Origin of the sequence: Prevotella sp. khp1 (genome assembly GCF_900102205.1) — a bacterium.
In the GTDB taxonomy this organism is placed as follows: domain Bacteria; phylum Bacteroidota; class Bacteroidia; order Bacteroidales; family Bacteroidaceae; genus Prevotella; species Prevotella ruminicola.
The window spans coordinates 55,392-77,217 of record NZ_FNJZ01000005.1 but is presented as its reverse complement, the minus strand read 5'-3'; the positions used below and the strand labels follow the sequence as shown (position 1 = coordinate 77,217).

The 21,826-nt window shown below is 49.2% G+C and carries 16 protein-coding genes; 10 read left to right on the top strand and 6 right to left on the bottom strand.

The window, feature by feature from the left end; genetic code table 11:
• Position 1 precedes the first annotated feature (1 nt).
• Positions 2–2,512, bottom strand: a complete 2,511-nt coding sequence (clpB, locus tag BLR73_RS12730) for an ATP-dependent chaperone ClpB (RefSeq protein ID WP_091862603.1) — start codon at positions 2,510–2,512, stop codon at positions 2–4.
• Between the two features lie 202 nt (positions 2,513–2,714).
• Here clpB and BLR73_RS12725 point away from each other — a divergent pair, with 202 nt between their 5' ends.
• Positions 2,715–5,189, top strand: coding sequence for a TonB-dependent receptor (locus tag BLR73_RS12725; protein WP_233456467.1), 2,475 nt, complete (start codon positions 2,715–2,717; stop codon positions 5,187–5,189).
• 124 nt (positions 5,190–5,313) lie between these two features.
• On the opposite strand, the gene typA is transcribed toward BLR73_RS12725, so the two are convergent.
• Positions 5,314–7,116, bottom strand: coding sequence for a translational GTPase TypA (typA, locus tag BLR73_RS12720; protein WP_091862601.1), 1,803 nt, complete (start codon positions 7,114–7,116; stop codon positions 5,314–5,316).
• A gap of 279 nt (positions 7,117–7,395) precedes the next feature.
• Here typA and rpsO point away from each other — a divergent pair, with 279 nt between their 5' ends.
• The gene (rpsO, locus tag BLR73_RS12715; protein WP_013063513.1) at positions 7,396–7,665 is read left to right on the top strand and encodes a 30S ribosomal protein S15; all 270 of its coding nucleotides are present in this window, start codon (positions 7,396–7,398) and stop codon (positions 7,663–7,665) included.
• Between the two features lie 77 nt (positions 7,666–7,742).
• Here the strand turns inward: rpsO and BLR73_RS12710 are convergent, their stop codons facing one another.
• The 3 genes from BLR73_RS12710 to BLR73_RS12700 all read right to left on the bottom strand — a co-directional run bounded on the left by BLR73_RS12710 (position 7,743) and on the right by BLR73_RS12700 (position 9,812).
• Positions 7,743–8,237 carry an S-ribosylhomocysteine lyase gene (locus tag BLR73_RS12710; RefSeq protein ID WP_091862598.1) on the bottom strand — a complete coding sequence of 165 codons (495 nt, stop codon included), beginning with the start codon at positions 8,235–8,237 and terminating at the stop codon, positions 7,743–7,745.
• 41 nt (positions 8,238–8,278) lie between these two features.
• Positions 8,279–8,908, bottom strand: a complete 630-nt coding sequence (gene mtnN, locus BLR73_RS12705; RefSeq protein WP_091862596.1) for a 5'-methylthioadenosine/S-adenosylhomocysteine nucleosidase — start codon at positions 8,906–8,908, stop codon at positions 8,279–8,281.
• Positions 8,909–9,056: 148 nt separating this feature from the next.
• Positions 9,057–9,812, bottom strand: coding sequence for a TrmH family RNA methyltransferase (locus tag BLR73_RS12700; protein WP_091862593.1), 756 nt, complete (start codon positions 9,810–9,812; stop codon positions 9,057–9,059).
• 94 nt (positions 9,813–9,906) lie between these two features.
• Here BLR73_RS12700 and BLR73_RS12695 point away from each other — a divergent pair, with 94 nt between their 5' ends.
• The 6 genes from BLR73_RS12695 to BLR73_RS12670 all read left to right on the top strand — a co-directional run bounded on the left by BLR73_RS12695 (position 9,907) and on the right by BLR73_RS12670 (position 19,511).
• Positions 9,907–12,396: a YfhO family protein gene (locus BLR73_RS12695; protein WP_091862590.1), complete on the top strand. Its 2,490-nt coding sequence runs from the start codon at positions 9,907–9,909 to the stop codon at positions 12,394–12,396.
• 45 nt (positions 12,397–12,441) lie between these two features.
• Complete coding sequence (locus BLR73_RS12690; RefSeq protein ID WP_091862587.1) at positions 12,442–15,153, top strand: bifunctional fucokinase/fucose-1-phosphate guanylyltransferase; 2,712 nt, start codon at positions 12,442–12,444, stop codon at positions 15,151–15,153.
• A gap of 86 nt (positions 15,154–15,239) precedes the next feature.
• Positions 15,240–16,094, top strand: a complete 855-nt coding sequence (locus BLR73_RS12685) for a GSCFA domain-containing protein (protein ID WP_091862858.1) — start codon at positions 15,240–15,242, stop codon at positions 16,092–16,094.
• Positions 16,091–18,547 (top strand): bifunctional UDP-N-acetylmuramoyl-tripeptide:D-alanyl-D-alanine ligase/alanine racemase, encoded by a 2,457-nt coding sequence (locus BLR73_RS12680; RefSeq protein ID WP_091862584.1) that lies wholly within the window; start codon positions 16,091–16,093, stop codon positions 18,545–18,547. The genes BLR73_RS12685 and BLR73_RS12680 overlap by 4 nt, the downstream gene beginning before the upstream one ends.
• Before the next feature lie 181 nt (positions 18,548–18,728).
• Positions 18,729–18,977, top strand: coding sequence for a hypothetical protein (locus BLR73_RS12675; protein WP_143010959.1), 249 nt, complete (start codon positions 18,729–18,731; stop codon positions 18,975–18,977).
• A 63-nt stretch (positions 18,978–19,040) separates the two neighbouring features.
• Entirely contained in the window at positions 19,041–19,511 is a 471-nt protein-coding gene (locus BLR73_RS12670) for a hypothetical protein (RefSeq protein WP_143010958.1), read from the top strand.
• Positions 19,512–19,542: 31 nt separating this feature from the next.
• On the opposite strand, the gene BLR73_RS12665 is transcribed toward BLR73_RS12670, so the two are convergent.
• Positions 19,543–20,136, bottom strand: coding sequence for a hypothetical protein (locus tag BLR73_RS12665; RefSeq protein ID WP_091862574.1), 594 nt, complete (start codon positions 20,134–20,136; stop codon positions 19,543–19,545).
• A gap of 261 nt (positions 20,137–20,397) precedes the next feature.
• On the opposite strand from BLR73_RS12665, the gene BLR73_RS12660 reads away from it, so the two are divergent.
• Positions 20,398–21,276 carry a helix-turn-helix transcriptional regulator gene (locus BLR73_RS12660; RefSeq protein ID WP_233456466.1) on the top strand — a complete coding sequence of 293 codons (879 nt, stop codon included), beginning with the start codon at positions 20,398–20,400 and terminating at the stop codon, positions 21,274–21,276.
• Positions 21,273–21,764, top strand: a complete 492-nt coding sequence (locus BLR73_RS12655; protein WP_091862568.1) for a 3'-5' exonuclease — start codon at positions 21,273–21,275, stop codon at positions 21,762–21,764. Before BLR73_RS12660 ends, BLR73_RS12655 begins: the two co-directional genes overlap by 4 nt.
• Positions 21,765–21,826: the final 62 nt, after the last annotated feature.

Here is a 21,826-nt window from a genome sequence, read left to right as displayed (position 1 = left end):
TTTAGTTTCTAAATATCAGTCCTTCGCCGTATTCATCGATGATGATAGGCTTGGTGCGATCCACCTCGTCTGACAGAATCTTCTTCGACAGATCGTTGAGCACGAACTGCTGGATGGCACGCTTAACAGGACGTGCACCAAAGTCGGGATCGTAACCCTGCTCGGCCAGATAGTCGATGGCCTGCGGTGTACACTCTAAGGTGATGCCCTGAGGTGCCAGCATATCAGTAACCTTCTTCATCTGCAACTTCACTACGTCGGCAATCTGTTCCTTGGTAAGAGGTGTAAAGGTGATAATCTCATCAATACGGTTCAGGAACTCTGGGCGCATAGTGGCTCTGAGCTGCTCACGGGTGGCGTTCGAGGTCATGATAATGATGGTGTTCTTAAAGTTGGCGGTACGTCCCTTGTTGTCCGTCAAACGTCCATCGTCCAGCACCTGCAACAGAATGTTGAACACATCCGGATGGGCCTTCTCAATCTCATCGAACAGCACTACCGAGTAAGGCTTGCGGCGCACGGCCTCGGTCAGTTGTCCACCCTCGTCGTAGCCTACGTATCCTGGAGGTGCACCAATCAGTCGGCTCACGCTGTATTTCTCCTGATACTCACTCATGTCGATACGCGTCATCATGGTCTCGTCGTTAAACAGATAGTCGGCCAGGGTTTTGGCAAGCTCTGTTTTACCTACACCTGTGGTACCAAGGAAGATGAAGCTGGCGATAGGACGCTTAGGATCCTGCAAGCCAGCACGACTACGGCGCACAGCATCAGATACGGCAATGATGGCTTCGTCCTGACCAATCACACGCTTGTGCAACTCATTCTCTAAGTGCAACAGCTTTTCGCGCTCGCTCTGCATCATCTTGGTAACGGGGATGCCAGTCCAGCGGCTTACTACCTCGGCGATGTCATCGGCGGTAACCTCTTCGCGAACCAGAGAGTTATCGCCTTGGGCATTGGCCAGCTGACTCTGGATATGTGCAATGTCGTCCTCAAGTGCTTTCAGTTTCGAGTAGCGTATTTCGGCTACCTTACCATAGTCGCCCTCGCGCTCGGCACGTTCTGCCTCCAGCTTCAGGTTCTCAATATCCTGCTTGTCCTGTTGGATTTTGTTGATGAGTTGGCGCTCGCCTTCCCACTTGGCACGGAACTGGGTTTCCTGTTCCTTCAGTTCGGCGATGTCCTTATCCAACTGTGCTATCTTCTGGGTGTCGCCCTCTCTTTTGATAGCCTCACGCTCGATTTCGAGCTGAGCCAGTCGGCGGGTAATCTCATCCAACTCCTCAGGTACCGAGTCGCGCTCCATGCGCAGTTTTGCTGCGGCCTCGTCCATCAGGTCGATGGCCTTGTCGGGGAGGAATCTTTCAGAGATATAGCGCTCTGAGAGTTGTACGGCAGCGATACAGGCATCGTCCTGGATACGTACCTTGTGGTGGTTCTCGTAACGTTCCTTCAAGCCTCGCAGAATGCTGATAGCACTCAGTTCATCGGGCTCATCAACCATCACGGTCTGGAATCGGCGCTCCAGGGCCTTATCCTTCTCAAAGTATTTCTGATACTCGTTCAGTGTGGTGGCACCTATGGCACGCAGTTCGCCACGAGCCAGGGCTGGTTTCAGAATGTTAGCGGCATCCATGGCACCCTCGCCACCACCTGCACCTACCAAGGTGTGGATCTCGTCGATAAACAGGATGATGCGGCCCTCGGCCTTGGTCACCTCGTTGATCACACTCTTCAGGCGCTCCTCAAACTCACCTTTGTACTTGGCACCTGCTACCAGTGCACCCATATCCAGCGAGTAGAGTTGCTTGTCCTTCAGGTTCTCGGGCACATCGCCACGCACAATACGACCAGCCAGTCCCTCAACGATGGCTGTCTTACCTGTACCAGGTTCACCTATTAATATAGGGTTGTTCTTGGTGCGGCGACTCAGAATCTGCAGTACACGACGAATCTCATCGTCGCGACCAATCACTGGGTCCAGCTTGCCTTGACGGGCCAAATCCACCAGGTTCTTGGCATATTTCTCCAAGCTCTGGTAGTTATCATCGGCACTCTGCGATTGCACCTTCTGTCCCTGGCGCAGCTCCTGGATAGCCGCCTGCATATCCTTCTCGGTACAGCCGGCATCCTTCATGATGCGTGAGGCAGTAGAATTAACTTTCAGCAGGGCGAGTAGGATAGGCTCTACCGATACAAACTCGTCGCCACCTTTCTGGGCCACCTCTTGCGCGCGCACGAGTACATTATTACTATCACTGGAGAGATAAGGCTGACCAGCACCCTGTACTTTGGGCAGATGCTGTATCTCCTGATCTACCAGTAACTCTATCTGCTGGGCATTTACGCCCAACTTCTGGAAGATGAAGGTGGTTACATCCTTCGCCTTCTCTATCACACCTTTCAGTATGTGTACAGGTTCTATCACCTGCTGACCATTCATCTGGGCCGCGTTCACCGCCTGCTGAATGGCCTCTTGTGCTTTAATTGTAAACTTGTCGAATGTCATAATATGCTCCTTTCTATTTTAATGTTTAATCTTTAATGTTTAATGTTCAAAGCTTATGCCTAAGGCTTTTTGTCTGACAAAATGGCATTGATGTATGTCTGTTTGTCGTAGTGTTTCTGAAAATCCATATAAATGTGGATTGCTCAAGTTGCAAAAATTGCGTACCTTTGCAGCGCAATTAAGAACATAAGTTGTAAAATTGATGAATAAGAAGATTGTTTTCGTGCTTTTGGCACTGGGTGGTCAGCTTTCGGTAATGGCCACTCCTCTTAGAAACTTGGATACTGAGGAGCTCAGCGATTCAAGTAAGGTTGTCGACCTTGACGAGGTTGTGGTGGTATCGCAACCCAAGGAGCAGGTGCGCCTGCGCCTTCAGCCAGTTAGTAGTAATGTGTTTGGTAGTGAGCAGTTGCAGCAGTTGCATGTTCACGATTTGAGTCAGCTTTCGCAGTATGTACCATCGTTTGTGATGCCATCGTATGGTTCGCGCCTCACCTCGTCGATGTATGTGCGTGGTATTGGTTCGCGTATCAACAACCCTGCAGTGGGTGTGTATTACGATAACATCCCCCTGATGTCGAAGTCGGCTTTCAACAACCATTTCTATATGTTGGATCGTGTAGATGTGCTGCGTGGTCCTCAGGGGTCGCTCTATGGTCAGAATACCGAGGGCGGACTGGTACGTATCTATTCTAAGAACCCGATGAACTATCAGGGTACTGATATCCGTTTGGGTATCGGCACTGGCTTATATAGTAATGTAGAGGTGGCTCACTACCATCGTCCATCAGAGAAGTTGGCATTCAGCGTGGCTGGATTCTACAGCGGACTTAAAGGTTTTATTAATAATCAGAACTTCGACCAGAAGAACGACCTGACCAACGAGGCTGGTGGTAAGCTGCGCCTGATTTGGCAGCCTAACAAGCAACTGAAGTTCGACTGGACTGCTGATTACCAGTATGTAAACCAGAATGGTTTTGGTTATGGCGAGTTCCAGCCGTTCGCTTATCTGCCAACACTATATAGCTCAACATTTATGCCTGCAGATGAAACAGTTCAGGATCCTGCCACCACCATCATGAATGGTTACAAGCGTAACATGTTTACCACAGGTTTGAACATTGGTTACGAGACAGAGAGCCTGCTCTTTACCTCAACCACCAGCTATCAGTACCTGAACGACCTGATGCTGATGGACCAGGATTATATGACAGGCGATTATCTGCAGCTGAATCAGGCTCAGAAGATGAACGCCATCACTCAGGAGTTTGTGCTGCGTAGCAACAACAAGGGCTTGATTCGTCAGATATTCCCAAGTCGTTGGCAGCATGCTACAGGTTTGTTCGCTTCGTACCAGTGGCTTAACACCAATGCACCCGTGCTCTTTGGCGATGGCATCACAGGTCCTATCGGCAATGCGATTGCCAATGCCATGAAGAACTCTATGCTTCAGGGTATGATTGGTCGCTTTATGGGGCAGGGAATGAGTGCTGAGGCTGCTAGGGCTGCTGCACAGGCTGCTGTAGAAAAGATGGGTGTAAACATGAGTGCTGAGATGGCTGTGCCTGGTGAGTACAAAACTCCAACTTGGAACTTTGCAGCTTTCCACGAGAGTAACATCCTGTTGGGCGACAACTGGAAGCTTACCCTTGGTTTGCGCTTTAATATAGATAAGGTGAAGATTGAGTACGATGCGCTGGCCTATATGAACATGACTGGTGGTACTGCTAATGCCACAGCTACCTATCACCTCACATCGCATGTACAGGACAGTCGCTCTAAGAGCTACACCCAGCTATTGCCAAAGATTGGTCTTACCTATACCTTCGACGATTCAATTGGTAATATCTACGCACTGGTATCAAAGGGCTATCGCGCTGGTGGATACAATTTCCAGATGTTTAGCGATGTGCTGCAGACTGAGTTGAATGCGCATCAGCAGGACGCTATGCGTGGTGACTACGATGTGGAGCACACTGCTGCCGACTATGATGCTATCAACGAGACTATCGCCTACAAGCCAGAGGAGAGTTGGAACTATGAGATTGGTACCCACCTCAACCTGTTTGGTGGTAGCACTCACTTCGACTTGGCTCTCTACTACATGCAGATTCGCAATCAGCAGCTGTCAATCATGGAGCCAAACAGCAACTATGGTCGCATAATGGTCAATGCAGGTAAGAGTCACTCATGCGGACTTGAGGCAACTCTGCGCGGAAAGGCTGCCGACAATGCTCTCGACTGGGCTGTAACCTATGCATTCACAAATGCTAAGTTTGATGAGTACCAGCATACCGTAGGTGGTTCAACATCTCCAAATACGGATACATTCGCTGGTGATTACGATGGCAACTATGTGCCATTCGTTCCTCAGCACACCCTGAGCGCTATGGTTGATTGGCACATCGGTAAGTTTACCATTGGTGCCAATATGAATGGTCAGGGCAAGATTTGGTGGGACGATGCTAACACCTACGCACAGAAGTTCTATGCTGTGGCTGGTGCTCATGCTGATTACGACTTCGGTCCTGTGCTGGTATCGCTCTGGGGACGTAACCTCACCAACACGCACTACAATACGTTTGCCGTTGCATCGAGTGCTGTAGGTGGAACTCACTACTTTGCTCAGCGAGCAACACCTATCCAGGTTGGATTAGACGTAAACATTCACTTCTAAGCATAAAAAAACCTCGCCGATTGGCGAGGCTTTTTTTTTGCTATATAAACCTTATACTTTATTAGCCTTGAGACCTACGGTCGAGCCTGCTTGCGTTCGGTAATCGATGCAAGCATCATTACGCTCACTGTTTCGCAGCCTTTTTACGCTGGTCGTGATCCAGAATCGTTTTGCGCATACGCATCGATTTTGGTGTTACCTCAACCAACTCGTCGCTCTTGATGTACTCCAGGCACTCCTCAAGGCTCATCACGGTCTTTGGAATAATGCGAGCCTTATCATCGGTACCCGATGCACGTACGTTAGTAAGCTGCTTAGCCTTACATACGTTTACTACCAGGTCGTTATCGTGAACATGCTCACCTACTACCTGACCCATGTAAACATCCTCACCTGGATCGATGAAGAACTTACCACGGTCCTGCAGTTTATCGATAGCATAAGCAAAAGCGTTACCAGTATCCATCGAGATCATCGAACCATTTACACGGCGCTCAATCTCGCCCTTGTATGGCTGATACTCCTTAAAGCGGTGGGCCATGATAGCCTCGCCCTGACTGGCTGTGAGCACATTGGTACGCAGTCCGATAATACCACGTGATGGGATATCGAACTCGATATTTACACGCTCGCCCTGACTCTCCATCGATGTCATCTCACCCTTACGACGGGTTACCATATCAATCATCTTAGATGAGAACTCCTCGGGCACGTTGATGGTGAGCTCCTCAACAGGCTCGTGCTTTACACCGTCGATCTCCTTGTAGATTACCTGAGGCTGACCAACCTGCAGCTCGTAGCCCTCGCGGCGCATGGTCTCAACCAGCACTGAGAGGTGCAGCACACCACGGCCAGATACAATCCACTTATCGGTGCTATCCTCGAAAGGTGTCACACGCAGGGCCAGGTTCTTCTCCAGCTCCTTCTCCAAGCGGTCGTTAATATGGCGTGATGTCACAAACTTACCCTCCTTACCAAAGAAAGGTGAGTCGTTGATCATAAACAGCATCGACATGGTTGGCTCATCAATAGCGATAGGTGGCAGGGGCTCTGGGTTCTCAAGGTCGCAGATGGTATCACCAATCTCAAACTTCTCCAGTCCAATTACAGCGCAGATGTCGCCACACTCCACTTGTTCGGTATGTACGTGTCCCATACCCTCAAAGGTGTGCAGCTCCTTAATCTTGGTCTTCTCCATGGTGCCATCGCGGTGTGCAATGGTTACCTGCATACCATCCTTCAGGGTGCCACGGTGCACACGACCTACAGCGATACGTCCCTGATAGCTCGAATAGTCGAGCGATGTGATGAGCATCTGAGGTGTTCCCTCTTCCTTCTTTGGGGCGGGAATCACCTCTACGATTTTATCAAGCAGATAAGTGATATTGTCGGTAGGCTTCTGCCAATCCTCGCTCATCCAGCCGTTCTTGGCCGAACCATAAACCACGGGGAAATCCAACTGCTCCTCGGTGGCGTTGAGCGAGAACATCAGGTCGAACACCATTTCGTAAACCTCCTCAGGGCGGCAGTTAGGCTTATCCACCTTGTTAACTACAACGATAGGCTTCAGACCGATTTCGAGTGCCTTCTGCAGCACGAAACGTGTCTGAGGCATAGGACCTTCGAAGGCATCAACCAACAGCAGACAGCCATCAGCCATGTTGAGCACGCGCTCAACCTCGCCACCGAAGTCAGAGTGTCCCGGAGTGTCGATGATATTGATTTTAACGCCTTTCCAATTGATACTGACGTTTTTCGAAAGAATTGTGATACCACGCTCGCGCTCCAAGTCGTTGGCATCCAGTACCTGATTGCTGAGATTCTGTCCGTCACGGAACAGGTGTCCAGCCAGCATCATCTTGTCCACAAGGGTTGTTTTTCCGTGGTCAACATGAGCGATAATTGCAATGTTTCTGATATCCTGCATACTAATTAAATTGTTTTGCGGGTGCAAAGTTACAAAAAAATAGGCACGGATTACACGGATTACGCGGATTTTTTAATAAATATCACAAAAAAATATCAAAAATCAGTGTTAATCCGTGAAATCCGTGCCAAAAAATTTGGAGGAATGGATAAATTGTTGTAATTTTGCAGCCGCATTTCGGAAAATCCGGAGCATTTGACGACGTAAACCCACTGGTGATTAGGCGGGAATCGCGTTTGAAAAATGTTATTGCAACAATTTTTTAATCACATTAAAATTATGTATTTAGACAAGGCAAAGAAAGAGGAGATCTTCGGTCAGTACGGTAAGAGCACTACTGATACTGGTTCTGCAGAGGCTCAGATTGCACTCTTCAGCTACCGTATCTCTCACCTGACAGAGCACCTGAAGAAGAATCACAAGGACCACAACACTGCACGTTCACTCACCATGCTGGTAGGTAAGCGTCGTAAGTTGCTGAAGTACCTGTACAATAACGATATCAATCGTTATCGTGCTATCATCAAGGCTCTGGGTCTCCGTAAGTAATATTCGTACTTACAACCAAGAAAAGAAAATCCCCATCTCAAATCGAGGTGGGGATTATTTTTTATGTTGCTGAAGGATTAGGCATCGGCAAACACCTTACCGTCTTCGAGTGTAATCTGCAGTTTGGTGTACTCGCAGTGGAAATCGTTCTTCAGACGGTCAAGATAGCGGGTGCACTCCCATTTGCACATGGGCAGATCGTGCAGCAGATAGTTGCCACAAGCCTCAGGACGTGTTGCAGGCACCTCGTCCTGTGTCAGTATCCACTCCAGGCACTCCATCGTCAATTGGCGCATGTCCTCAACGGTGTATTCACCCGTCATAATGATGTACATACCTGTGAGGCAGCCCATCGGACCCACATATACCACATCCTCCTTGGCGCGCGAGTTGCGGAACCAGGTGGCCATCAGGTGCTCAATGCTGTGGATAGCAGCAGGGGCAACAGCGGGCTCCTTATTGGGTTCGGTAATGCGCAAATCAAAAGTGGTAAAACCTTTATCCACACGCGATACGTAGATACCTGGCTTCAGGTGCGTGTGGTCAATCGTAAAACTCTGTATAACTTCCATTCAATTTTTACATTTTTACATTTTTCAATTTTTACATTTTTCTACAGGCTTTCGATAAAAGTCTTGGTGGTGATGAATGACTTCTCGGCCACGGTATCCCAGAAGTTGTGGTATTGCGAGGCATCGGTGTCGCGCAGGGGAATATCGCTGATGACGCGGAACGAGATAAAGGGCACCTTATAGATGTGGCATACCTGCGCGATGGCACAGCTCTCCATATCTACAGCCTTGGCCTCGGGGAAGTGATTTACTATCTCGCGCATCTTTTCCTTAGAATCCACAAACCAGTCGCCAGTCACAATCAGTCCGGGCTTGGCACCTGCCAACTGGGCTTTCTCAAGCAGATAAGGGTCGGCCTGATAACGGGCTGGCAAGCCCTGCACCTGACCATATACCGTGTTCTCGTCGATGGCATAGCCACAATACACATCGTGGTAGGTCAGCTCCGAACTAACTACTACATCCTGCAGGTTGATGTCGTCGCCATTACCACCAGCGCAACCACTCGAGATAATCACGTCGGGCTTATACTGGCGAATCATCTCTACTGCCTGGATAGCGGCATTTACAGTGGCAATACCACTCTTCTGCAGAATCACTTTATCTTCGGGGAATAATGGACGGAGCTGCTTCAGTTCCTTGTCCATCGCTACGATCATTCCAACTTTCATACGTTAAACATTAAAGATTAAACATTAAACATTAAAGATTAAACATTAAAGATTAAACATTTATTTTTTGCAACGGACTACAGGACTTTAGGATTTTTTTTACCTGTGATAATCAGTCTTGTTAGTCCTGTTGTCCGTTGCTAAATATTCATTTCACATTGCGCTGGCGCACAGCTTCGTACATCAGGATAGCGGCTGATACGCTTACGTTCAGCGAGTCTAGGCGGCCCAGCATGGGTATGCGGATATGGGCATCGGCGGCCTCGCGCCACTGGTTGGTAAGGCCCGTGCTCTCGGTGCCCATCACAATGGCTGTGCCCTGCGTCATGTCGTAATCGTAATACTCGTACGAATCCTGCAACTGGGCGGTAAGAATCTTGATGCCGTGCTCCTTGAGGAAGGCGATGCACTCCTGCGACGAACAAACGGCTGTGGGCACGCAGAACACACCACCGATACTAGCACGAATCACGTTGGGATTGTACATATCCGTCAGTGGGTCGCACACGATGAGGGCATCAATACCAGCCGCCTCGGCACTACGCAATATAGCCCCCAGGTTGCCAGGCTTCTCCACACTCTCGAGAACAACCACAAGAGGGTTGTTCTTAATTGACAATTGAGAATTGAGAATTGACAGTGTGTGCTCCTTGCATCTCACCACGGCAATGTGGCCCTCGGTACTGCCGCGATAGGCCATCTTTTCATATACCTGCGGCGAAACGTTCTTGTCGCGGATGTACTCCTCCGTCACCTCGTAGCCGCAGGCTTTACAGTGCTCTATCTCGCGCTGGCCTTCAACCACAAAAAGTCCCTCCTCACGACGGAGCGACGACTTCTGCTGCAGGGCTACTACGTGCTTAATCTTGGCGTTTTGTACGCTTGTAATGATTGTTTCTTCCATATTTTGCTGCAAAATTATAAAAAATCCGTGAAATCCGTGTAATCCGTGCCAAAAATTTAATACCTTTGCAGGCAAATTAAATAATTTGCAAGTTATGACATTATTGAAAAAATGGCTGCCCGATATGTTGGCAGTGTTGTTATTCGCCGTTCTGGCCTTTGCGTATTTCTTCCCTGCCGATATCGAGGGACGTATCCTGTACCGTCACGATGCCTCAGCTGGTCGTGGTGCTGGTCAGGAGGGTATCGAATATATGCAGAAAACAGGCGAGCGTAGTCGTTGGACCAACGCCCTGTTTGGTGGTATGCCTACCTACCAGATGGCTCCCTCGTATCATTCTACCGATAAACTCAGTACAATGACCAAGATCTACCATCTGTTCTTACCCGAGAATGTGTGGTATGTGTTTGCTTATCTGTTAGGATTCTATATTTTGCTGCGTGCTTTCGATTTCCGTCAGCATCTGGCAGCCTTAGGCTCTATCGTGTGGGCCTTCAGCACCTATTTCCTCATCATCATTGCTGCAGGTCACATCTGGAAGGTGTGGGCACTGGCCTACCTGCCACCATTGATTGCAGGACTTGTGCTGGCCTATAGGGGCAAATATCTGTGGGGCTTTGTGCTCACAGCCATTTTTACCGCATTCGAAATCAATGCCAACCACGTGCAGATGACGTATTACTATCTGTTTATCATCCTGGCCATGGTGATTGCCTGGTTGGTAGATGCCATCCGCAAGCATCAGTTGGCTGCCTTCGGTAAGGCCACTGCCGTGTGCATCGCAGGTGCCGCCATTGGCGTGTGCATCAACCTCTCAAACCTCTACCACACCTGGCAGTACGGTCAGGAGTCGATGCGCGGTAAGAGCGAACTGGTAAAGAAGAATTCGGCCAACCAGACCAGCAGTGGTTTGGAGCGCGATTATATCACACAGTGGAGTTATGGTATCGACGAGACCTGGACCCTGCTCATTCCTAACACCAAGGGTGGTGCTTCGGTGCCCATGAGCGAGAGTAAGATTGCCATGGAGAAAGCCGATCCTACCTACGAGAGCATCTACCAGCAGATTGGTCAGTACTGGGGCGAACAGCCTGGTACCAGCGGTCCTGTGTATGTAGGTGCCTTTGTGATGTTCCTGTTTGTGCTGGGACTGCTGATTGTCAAAGGTCCTATGAAGTGGGCTTTGCTCGCTGTTACCATCCTGTCGATACTCCTGTCGTGGGGTCGTAACTTCATGGGCTTTACCGATTTCTTCCTCGATTATGTGCCCATGTACGCCAAGTTCCGTACCGTGGCCTCGATATTGGTGATTGCCGAGTTCACCATCCCCTTGCTGGCCATGATGGCATTGAAAAAACTGTTCGACGAGCCCGAGGGCTTTAGCAAGTACAGCAAGCCTATCTACATCAGCTTTGGTGTTACCGCAGGCTTCTGCCTGTTGTTTGCCCTGATGCCAACCACCTTCTTCGATGGTTTTGTTTCATCCAGCGAGATGCGTGCTCTCAGCACCTTGCCACAGGAGCACATCCAACCACTTATCAGTAATCTGGTTGATATGCGTACAGCCGTGTTTACAGCCGATTGCTGGCGTTCGTTCTGGATTATCGTCGTGGGCATGGTATTGCTCATGGCTTACAAATATCGCAAACTCAAGGCCGAATATACCATCGGTGCTATCCTGGTGCTCTGCCTCATCGACCTTTGGCAGGTTAACAAGCGTTACCTGAACGATGAGATGTTTGTGCCCCAGAGCGAGCGCGAGGCACCCCAGCAGATGTCGCAGACCGATGAGCTCATCCTGCGCGACAAGGCCCTGGATTACCGTGTGCTCAACCTGGCATCAAATACCTTCAACGAGAACGAGACATCTTACTACCATAAGAGCATTGGTGGTTACCATGCTGCCAAGCTGCGCCGTTATCAGGAGATGATAGAGCAGTATATCTCACCCGAGATGCAGCGCCTGATGAATGCCGTGGCCGAGGCTGGTGGCGACATGACTCAGGTTAAAGGCGACAGCATCTGTCCTGTTATCAATATGCTCAACACCCGCTACTTTGTGTTCCCACTGCAGGGTGGCCAGACAGTGCCCATCCAGAACCCCTATGCTTTGGGTAATGCGTGGTTTGTTGATAAGATTAGCTATGCCAAGAATGCCAACGAGGAGATTTTGAAGGTGGGTCAGATCGACCTGCGTCACGAGGCTGTGGCCGACGAGAAGTTCCAGGCACAGCTGGGTGATGCTGTTACACAGGATACCACCAGCACCGTGGATATCAAGAGCTACGAGCCTAACCAGCTTACCTACGAGGTTAACTCGGGTAAGGGTGGTGTAGTGGTATTCTCCGAGGTTTACTATCCCGGCTGGACTGCCACCATCGATGGCGAGCCTGCCGAGTTGGGTAGGGTAAACTACATCCTGCGTGCCCTCAATGTAAAACCAGGTAAACACGAGGTAGTGCTCAGCTTCTTCCCCAAGTCGGTTGATACTACCGAGACGATTGCCTATACAGCGTATGCTATACTGATACTGGTGCTGGCAGGAGCCGCCTTCATGGCCTACCGCCGCAAAAAGAATGGTTAAGGCTCTTGGCGAGCTGAATGTTCAATGTTCAATGTTCAATGTTCAATGAAAAAGTTGCTCTCATTGCCACCAAACTTGGTGGACAGTTTCCACGATGTAACCGGATTGAGTCGTGAGGAGTATTTCTGTACCAACGATCCAGTTGGTCATAAGTTGGGTAGTGGTGGCGGAACCACCTGGCTGTTACAGGCCTGTATGACTACCGAGGATGGCACCTCGCTTGCCGAGTGGCTGCCCCGCGAAAAGCGTATTCTGCTGCATGCCGGCGGACAGAGTCGTCGCTTGCCCTCGTATGCCCCATCAGGTAAGATCCTTACCCCCGTACCCGTGTTCCGTTGGGAGCGTGGACAGCGCCTCTCACAGGACTTGCTCAGTCTGCAGCTGCCCCTTTACGAGCAGATGATGGATATGGCTCCCGAGGGCATCCACACCATGGTGGTAAGTGGCGATGTGCTGGTGCGCACCTCACAGCCCCTGCAGCCCATCCCCGATGCCGATGTGGTGTGCTATGGCTTGTGGCTCGATGCCTCAGTGGCCAAGAACCACGGTGTGTTCGTAAGCTCGCGCAAATCGCCCCAGGTGCTTAAGCATATGCTGCAGAAACCCAGCATCGAGACCCTGAACGAGCTTCAGAAAGATCATTATTACCTCACCGATATCGGCATCTGGATGCTGAGCGACAAAGCCGTTGAACTATTGGCTAAAAAATCAATGGCAGATCCAAATGGTCCATTGTCAATGGTCCGCTCCAGCTCTGCTGGCTTGCAAGGCAAGAATGGTCAATTAAAGGAGTACGATATGTACTCTGAGTTCGGTTGTGCTTTGGGTACCAACCCTTCGTTGCCCGACGACGATCTGAAGGATCTCAAGGTGGCCATTGTGCCCCTGCAGGGTGGCGAGTTCTATCACTTCGGTACTTCGCGCGAGATGATCTCATCTACCCTCCGCATTCAGAATCTGGTAAACGATCAGCGAGAGATTATGCACCACGATCGCAAACCGCACCCCAGCTTGTTTGTGCAGAATGCCGTTTGCAAGTACAAGTTTACCGAGGACAATACCAATATCTGGATTGAAAACAGCGACGTGAGCGAGGGCTGGACCCTGAGTCACGACAATATTATAACAGGTGTACCCCAGAACCACTGGAAGGTAAACCTGGCCCCAGGCGAGTGTATCGATGTAGTGCCCATTGGCGATACCGAATACGCTGTGCGCCTGTACCATATCGACGATAAGTTTGCTGGTGCCGAACAGCAGAAACAGCAGTTCCCTGTAGTGGCCGACCTTGAGGCCCTGAGCATGCTGCAAACACTGGATGGCCTGGCACTCGTTACCAGTCGTATGATTTCGGCCGAGGAGATTAGTACCGAGGCCAATCTGCATCGCTTGTTCGATCAGCGTAAGGCTTTCCGCAAACTCAACTGGAGTGCGCTGGCCAAGAACTGGAACCACAGTGTGTTCTACCAGCTCGACCTGGCCGATGCCAAGCGCGAGTTCGACGAACAGCACATTGAGATGCCCCCTGCACTCGATGCCGATGCACCCCTGATGACGCGCATCCACGATGCCATGTTCCGTGGCGAAAGCGAAAAGGCCTTTGCGCTTTTACGTGAGGGCTTACTCGATACCAACGATTATCAGCAGATACCCCAGCTCAGCGTGGCCGATGACCAGATTGTCTGGGGCCGTTCACCTGTGCGTATCGATATCGCAGGTGGTTGGACCGATACCCCTCCTTACTGTCTGATGGAGGGTGGCAACGTCATCAACCTGGCCATCGAGCTCAATGGTCAGCCCCCGTTGCAAACCTATGTGCGCCCCTGTCAGGAGCCCCGTATTGTGCTGCGTAGCATCGACCTGGGTGCCATGGAGGTAGTAGAGACCTCCGAGCAGTTGCGTGATTTTATGCACGTAGGCTCGCCCTTCTCAATCCCCAAGGCCGCCTTGGTATTGGCAGGCTTTGGTCAGCGTTCGCTCAAGGATGAGTTAGCTGCCTTTGGCGCAGGTATCGAGCTCACCCTGCTCAGTGCCATCCCCGCAGGCAGTGGCTTAGGCACCAGCAGCATCCTGGCTGCTACCGTGCTGGGCGCGCTCAACGATTTCTGCGGCTTGGGTTGGGATAAGAACGAGATAGGTCATCGCACCCTGATGCTCGAACAGATGCTTACCACAGGTGGTGGTTGGCAGGATCAGTTCGGTGGTGTGCTGGGTGGTGTAAAACTGCTGCAAACGGGTAGGGGCTTCGCCCAGAACCCACAGGTGCGCTGGTTGCCTACCGATCTGTGGACGCAACCCGAATATCGCCCTTGTCACCTATTATATTATACAGGCATCACGCGTACGGCTAAGAGCATCCTGGCCGAGATTGTGCGTGGCATGTTCCTGAATCGTGGCGACGAGCTTCGCCTGTTGCGTCAGATGAAACAGCATACCCTCGACATGTACGAGGCCATCCAGCAGAACGACTTCGAGCGAATGGGCTTGTTGGTACGCAAAACGTGGGCACAGAATCAGGCCCTCGATGCAGGTACCAACCCAGCCGATGTGGCTAAGCTCACCAGCTTGATCGACGACCTCTGCTTAGGTTACAAACTGCCTGGTGCAGGTGGTGGCGGCTATCTGTATATGGTAGCTAAGGATCCCGAGGCCGCCGCACGTATCAAGCAGATACTCACCGAAAACAGCATCCGTAAAAATGCCCGCTTTGTTGAGATGAGTCTCTCTACGAGCGGTTTGCAAATAAGTAGAAGTTGATATTTAGCAACGGACTACAGGACTTTAGGATTTTTACCCGCGATAATCATCCTGTTAGTCCTGTTATCCGTTGCAAAAAAGAAAATATGGAGTTTAGGACTATTGTAGATATTGAGGACCCTGGGTTTAGGATAGGGGCTTGCGAGGAGATGCTCTTCGTAGGGTCGTGCTTTGCCGATAAGATAGGCGCACGCTTTACCGACGAGAAGTTCCGCACCATCGTTAATCCCTTTGGCGTGATGTATAATCCCGCCTCCATCCTCCATACCATCCAGCGCCTCTCCGCTCAGCCCGATTTGAAATCCGTCAAGACCGCATTCTTGACCCTCGGCACCAATCACGTTTATATTCTCAATGAAACAGGCGAGATAGTAGATAACTGCCAAAAGCGCCCGCAATCGCTCTTTACCGAGAAGGAACTCACGGTAGATGAGTGTGCCGATTACCTGCAGCAGGCCATTGATATCCTGCATGCCGCCAATCCCGATATGCGCATCGTGCTCACCGTCAGTCCCATCCGCTATCGCAAATACGGCTACCACGGCTCCAAGTTATCTAAAGCTACGCTTCTCCTAGCCGTTGATAAGGTCATCAAAATGTTTCATGTTTCATGTTTAATGTTTAATGTTTCATGTTTAATGTTTAATGTCTCTTACTTTCCCGCCTACGAAATCATCAACGACGAGTTGCGCGATTACCGCTTTTATGCCGATGATATGCTGCACCCCTCATCGCAGGCCGTAGAGTATATCTGGCAGCGATTCTCCGAGGTGTATCTCAGTCCCGAGGCCAAGGCATTCCTCAAGGAGTGGCAACCCCTCAAGGCCGCGCTTAATCACAAGCCGTTCAATCCCGATTCGGATGAATATCGCATATTTATGGATAAAACTATGTTAAAAATTTCCGAGTTGCAAAAAAAATACCCTAACTTTGCAGTATGAAATACAGTATAGAAAAGGTTACCACGCTCATAGGAGCGCGACGATATGGAAACACTGAGGCTCAGGTAAGCTGGTTGCTCACCGATAGCCGTAGTCTTTGTTTCCCCGAAGAAACATTGTTTTTTGCCCTGAAAACACAGCGTAACGATGGTCATCGTTACATTCAGGACTTGTATAACCGTGGTGTGCGCCAGTTTGTAGTAGAGCAGGTGCCCGAGGCTTACGAAACCCTTTATCCGCAGGCCAACTTTTTGCGCGTACCGCACACATTGGCAGCCCTGCAGCGTTTGGCCGAGCGCCATCGCGACGAGTTCTCGTTGCCCATCGTAGGTATCACCGGCTCTAATGGTAAAACCATGGTTAAGGAGTGGCTTTATCAGTTGCTGTTGCCCTCGCAGCGTATTGTACGTTCGCCTCGCAGCTACAACTCACAGATAGGTGTGCCCCTCTCGGTATGGTTGCTCAACGAGCAGACCGAGGTTGGTATCTTCGAGGCAGGTATCTCGCAGCCTGGCGAGATGATGGCCCTGCGCGATATCATCCAGCCCACCATCGGCGTGCTCACCTCGTTAGGTGCCGCCCATCAGGAAAACTTCCGTTCGATGGAAGAGAAGTGCATGGAGAAACTCGAGCTGATGCACGATACCGAGGCCATGGTGTATTGCTCTGATAACGATATCGTGAGCCGTTGCATCCGTCGCATGAACTATAAAGGCGAGAAAATCTCGTGGAGCACCTGCGATCAGCAGGCCGCCTTCTATGTGAAGAGTGTCGAGAACTCGCACATCACCTATATTTGGAAGGAAGAAGAGAACTGCTTCGATATCCCATTTATCGACGAGGCCTCAATCGAGGATTGTATCACCTGTGCAGCCGTTGCCCTGCGCTTGGGTCTCACCCCTGGCGATCTGGCCGACCGCATGCCTAAGCTTGAGCCCGTGGCCATGCGCCTCGAGGTTAAAGAGGGCCAGCGTGGTTGCATCCTCATCAACGACTCGTACAACTCCGATATCAATTCACTCGATATCGCCCTTGATTTCATGAATCGCCGCGAGGAGTTGAAGAAGCGTACCCTTATCCTCAGCGATATGTTCCAGTCGGGTCTTTCGCCCGAAAAACTCTACGCCCAGGTATCCGATTTGGCTGTTAAGCGTGGCATCACCAAGTTTATTGGTATCGGCGCCCAGCTCACTGCCCAGGCCGATAAAATTCAGATTGCCGACAAGCAGTTCTTTGCCGATGTAAACCACTTCCTGGGTAGCGATGCCTTTACCGGTTTGCGCAACGAGATGATTCTCTTGAAGGGTGCCCGTCCTTTCGGTTTCGATCAGATTACCGAGCAGCTCGAGCAGAAGGTTCACGAAACCATCCTCGAGGTCAACCTCAATGCCGTGGTCGAGAATCTCAACTTCTATCGCTCGTTCATGAAGCCCGAAACCAAGATGGTGTGCATGATCAAGGCCGATGCCTATGGAGCAGGAGCCGTCGAGATAGCCAAAACCCTGCAGGATCACCGTGTTGACTACCTCGCAGTGGCAGTGGCCGACGAGGGTGTTACCCTCCGTAAGGCTGGCATCACCGCCAATATCATGATTATGAACCCCGAGATGACCGCCTTCAAGACCATGTTCGATTACGACCTGGAGCCCGAGGTATATAGCTTCCGTTTGCTCGATGCCCTCATCAAGGCAGCCCGCAAGGAGGGTATCACCGGCTGGCCTGTACATATCAAGCTCGATACAGGTATGCACCGCTTAGGCTTCGATCCCGAGCAGGATATGGATGAGCTTATCGATCGCCTCACCCATCAGCAGGCTGTTATCCCCCGTTCGGTGTTCAGTCATTTCGTTGGTTCTGATAGCGACGACTTCGATAATTTCTCAACCTTGCAGTTCAAGCGTTTCGAGATGGGCAGTCAGAAACTTCAGGCCGCTTTCTCGCACAAGATTCTGCGCCATATCGACAACTCTGCCGGCATCGAGCATTTCCCCGATCGCCAGTTGGATATGTGTCGTTTGGGTCTCGGTCTGTATGGTATCGATTCGCGCGACAACCGCATCCTCCATACCGTCAGTACCCTGAAGACCACCATTCTGCAGATGCACCAGGTGCCCAAGAGCGAAACCGTGGGCTACAGTCGCAAGGGTAAGCTGACTCGCGATTCTGTCATCGCTGCCATACCTATTGGCTATGCCGATGGCTTGAACCGTCGTTTGGGCAATCGCCACTGCTACTGTCTGGTAAACGGCCAGAAAGCTGAGTATGTGGGTAATATCTGTATGGATGTGGCCCTGATTGATGTCACCGACATCCCCTGTCAGGAGGGCGATCAGGTAGAGATCTTTGGCGAGCACCTGCCCGTTACCGTGCTCAGCGATGTCCTCGAAACCATCCCCTACGAGGTCCTCACCGGCATCAGCAACCGCGTCAAGCGCGTTTATTTCCAGGATTAGTTTAATCCTATATACAACTACAAGTCTGGGAGTGCAGTTATGTACTCCCTGATTTTATTAATAAGAAGTTTTTCTAAAAAATCTTGCAAAGTTCAAATAATCTTTTTATCTTTGCGCCATAAAACAAAGCGCAATGAAAGAAAAAAGATATCCACAAATCGAAGAGGAAAGCAATACCAACATGGCATGCGAACCTACAGCTGCAGCAGCAAGCGTTGCTTCGAACTCGGTAGATGGCATTACTGCCGTCCACGACTGGATTGACGATCTGAACTGGGGAAAGTATCCCATCATTGGCCCTTCATCAGAAAAAGAGGCTATTGAAAGTATAGATAAGTTTGAAGAGAATTTAAGAAACGGACAGGTACATTGGACTTCTTCCGAGGAGTTTGATAGACAGCTTTTTGAGGAATTTCCATGGTTAAGATAGAATGGAGAAAGAATGCGTAACTTTGCCAGCGATTTTTCGGTAAAGACAAATAACAGACTATTTATGAAACGAAACACGATTCTTGCCGTCGTTGCCGGCATTATGTTAGCCATTGGCTTTGGACCGTACTTACTGTTGCTGCTGGTTATCGCCCCCTTCGCTTACTTCATCATCAAGCGCAAGGAGCGGACGGCTGTTCCAAGGGTGACCTACGCCACGGTGGAAGAGGTAAAACAGAGATACGGAGAACCCGACGGCGTGGTGGTGCTGGATGCCTCGCGAGCCAACGAGCTCCCTGCCCTTATCCTATTCTATCCCAACCATGACATTGCGATTATCGCCGGCGAAGAGCTGAAACTCAGCAGTCTGGAGTGCGTGATGTCAAAGAACATGGCCACGCCCTACACCATAGACGAGTATGCTGTGATCATCGGTACCAACGACCCGCTTCGTCCCACTATCGAGCTCCGTGTGGGCTACGGTGCCGTACTGGCTGGCGACATTGCCGCACAAATAGACGCTTACATACAATAAAGGGAGTACATAACTGCACTCCCTGATTTCTTTATTCAGCTTTGTCTATTAGCGTTATGTCGTATTTGCCTGTTTTTATGTAATTATCAATAAAATTGCGGTATTTGCGGCTTACGCAAATGGGGCAGATGCTTTCTACGCTTTTAATATCGCTAAGCTTAGTTCTTTCTGTATCTATATCCTTTTTAAAACAGTCGCCTCTTAAATGCAGTTTGCCTGTTGATTCCATGTAAACATACAAATACTCAAAGTGTGTGTTATTCTTAAATGTGTCCATCATATCCCAAACCATCCAATCTTTAATTGTCTGGTTTTTCGTAACTGTTACTTGCAGTTGCTTAATATAATCCCAAATTTCATTTTCAGGGTAGCACTCTCTGCAAATTTGTTTTTCTTCTTTTACGGCTTCCTCCTTACTAATCCTGCTTATTGTATAACCTTTATTTTTGGCATCCCGGATGTAGTGGCATTTTTCCTTGTTGTCCGTCGAGTGTATATATCCCGTTTCTTCCACCAGATATTCCTTGCCTATATCCATATGCTGCTTACCAAATATAAGCACCAGCACTGCTATAATGCCTCCAATAAGGCAGCATGCAATAATCTTTTTGTTTTTGGGATTCATTGTTTTTTAATTTGCTCTTTCTTTTTGCGGTACAAAAATAAAACAATATTTTGTAATACCAAAGCTTTTACTACTTTTTAAACCTTGCATTAACTCTTGTTTCGTAAATGTACTAATGTACCAATGTACCATTGCAGATAGAGTTTGGGATTTTTATTTTTTTTCTCAACCTATGCCTTTATTGTTCACACCTTTTTTGTATATTTGCAGCGTCTAATCTTTATAAGTATGGCAAAAAATACAGTTAATTGTTATGTTTGGTTGGCTGAGACCATTCATAAAGCCAAGAAGATCTCGTTCGAAGATATTAATCGTTGTTGGGTGGATAACGATATGAGTGGGGGTAAGCCTCTTTCTATCAGAACCTTTCATAAATGGCGTATCGCTATCGAAGAAATGTTTGGTCTCATTATCGAAAACGAACAAGGAGGACAATACCGCTATTATATCCAAAATGACGAAGAGTTGAAAAGTGGTTCCTTACGTAGCTGGCTGTTTAATACGCTTACAGTTAGCAATCTGATGATGGAGAGTGCCAGTATCAAAGATAAGGTTCTGTTTGAGGAAATACCTGATGGCGAACAATACCTTCCTGTTATTCTCGATGCCTTGAAAAAGAACCTTGTGCTTGGTATGACATATCAGAGCTACTCGCGTGACGAGGCTAACACCTTTGAGGTTGAACCTTATTGTCTGAAAGCCTTCAAGCAGCGTTGGTATTTGATAGCCCGTAGTCCTTATTATAATAAGATTATGATATACTCTTTGGATCGTGTAAAATGGCTTGGATTAACCGAAAAAAACTTTAAGTATCCAAAGGACTTTATTCCAGAGGAATTCTTCGAAGATAGTTTTGGAATCATTGCTGACCCTAAGGTTCAAATTGAGACTGTTAAACTCAAAGTCTCTGTAGGACAAGCAAATTACTTACGTAGTTTGACCTTGCATCAGACTCAGAAGGAAATTGAGCGAACAAATGAGTATAGTATCTTTACAGTACGGCTGCGTCCTACTTACGATTTCCGTCAGGAGATACTCTCACAAGGAAGCGACGTTGAGGTGCTGGCACCAAAATGGTTTCGCGACGAGGTCGCAGAGATTTCTAAACAAATGTGGAACAAATATAAGAACGACAAATGAAAGATTTTGCAGCAATAGATTTTGAGACTGCTAATAACGAGCGAACCAGTGTTTGTTCGGTAGGAGTTGTGATTGTGAGAGATGGCAAGATTGTGGATACCTTCTATTCGCTGATTCAGCCTGAGCCCAATTACTATAATTATTGGTGTAGTCAGGTGCATGGACTAACACGTCAGGATACAGAGGAGGCACCGGTTTTCCCGGAAGTTTGGAAACAGATTGAGCCAATGATTGAGGGTTTGCCCTTGGTAGCTCATAACAAAGCTTTCGATGAGAGTTGCCTAAAGGCAGTGTTTCGTTGTTATCAGATGGACTATCCTGATTATCGGTTCTATTGTACATGTGTGGCCTCTCGTAAGGCTTTTCCACAAGCCGAGAACCACCAGCTACACACAATCTCTAAGCTATGTGGTTATACTCTCGAAAATCACCATCATGCTCTCGCTGATGCCGAAGCATGTGCCTGGATAGCAAGGGAGATACTATAGTTTTCAACTTATCCACGTTACATTATCATCCTCATAAAGAAAGAAAAGAAAAAAAGATAATA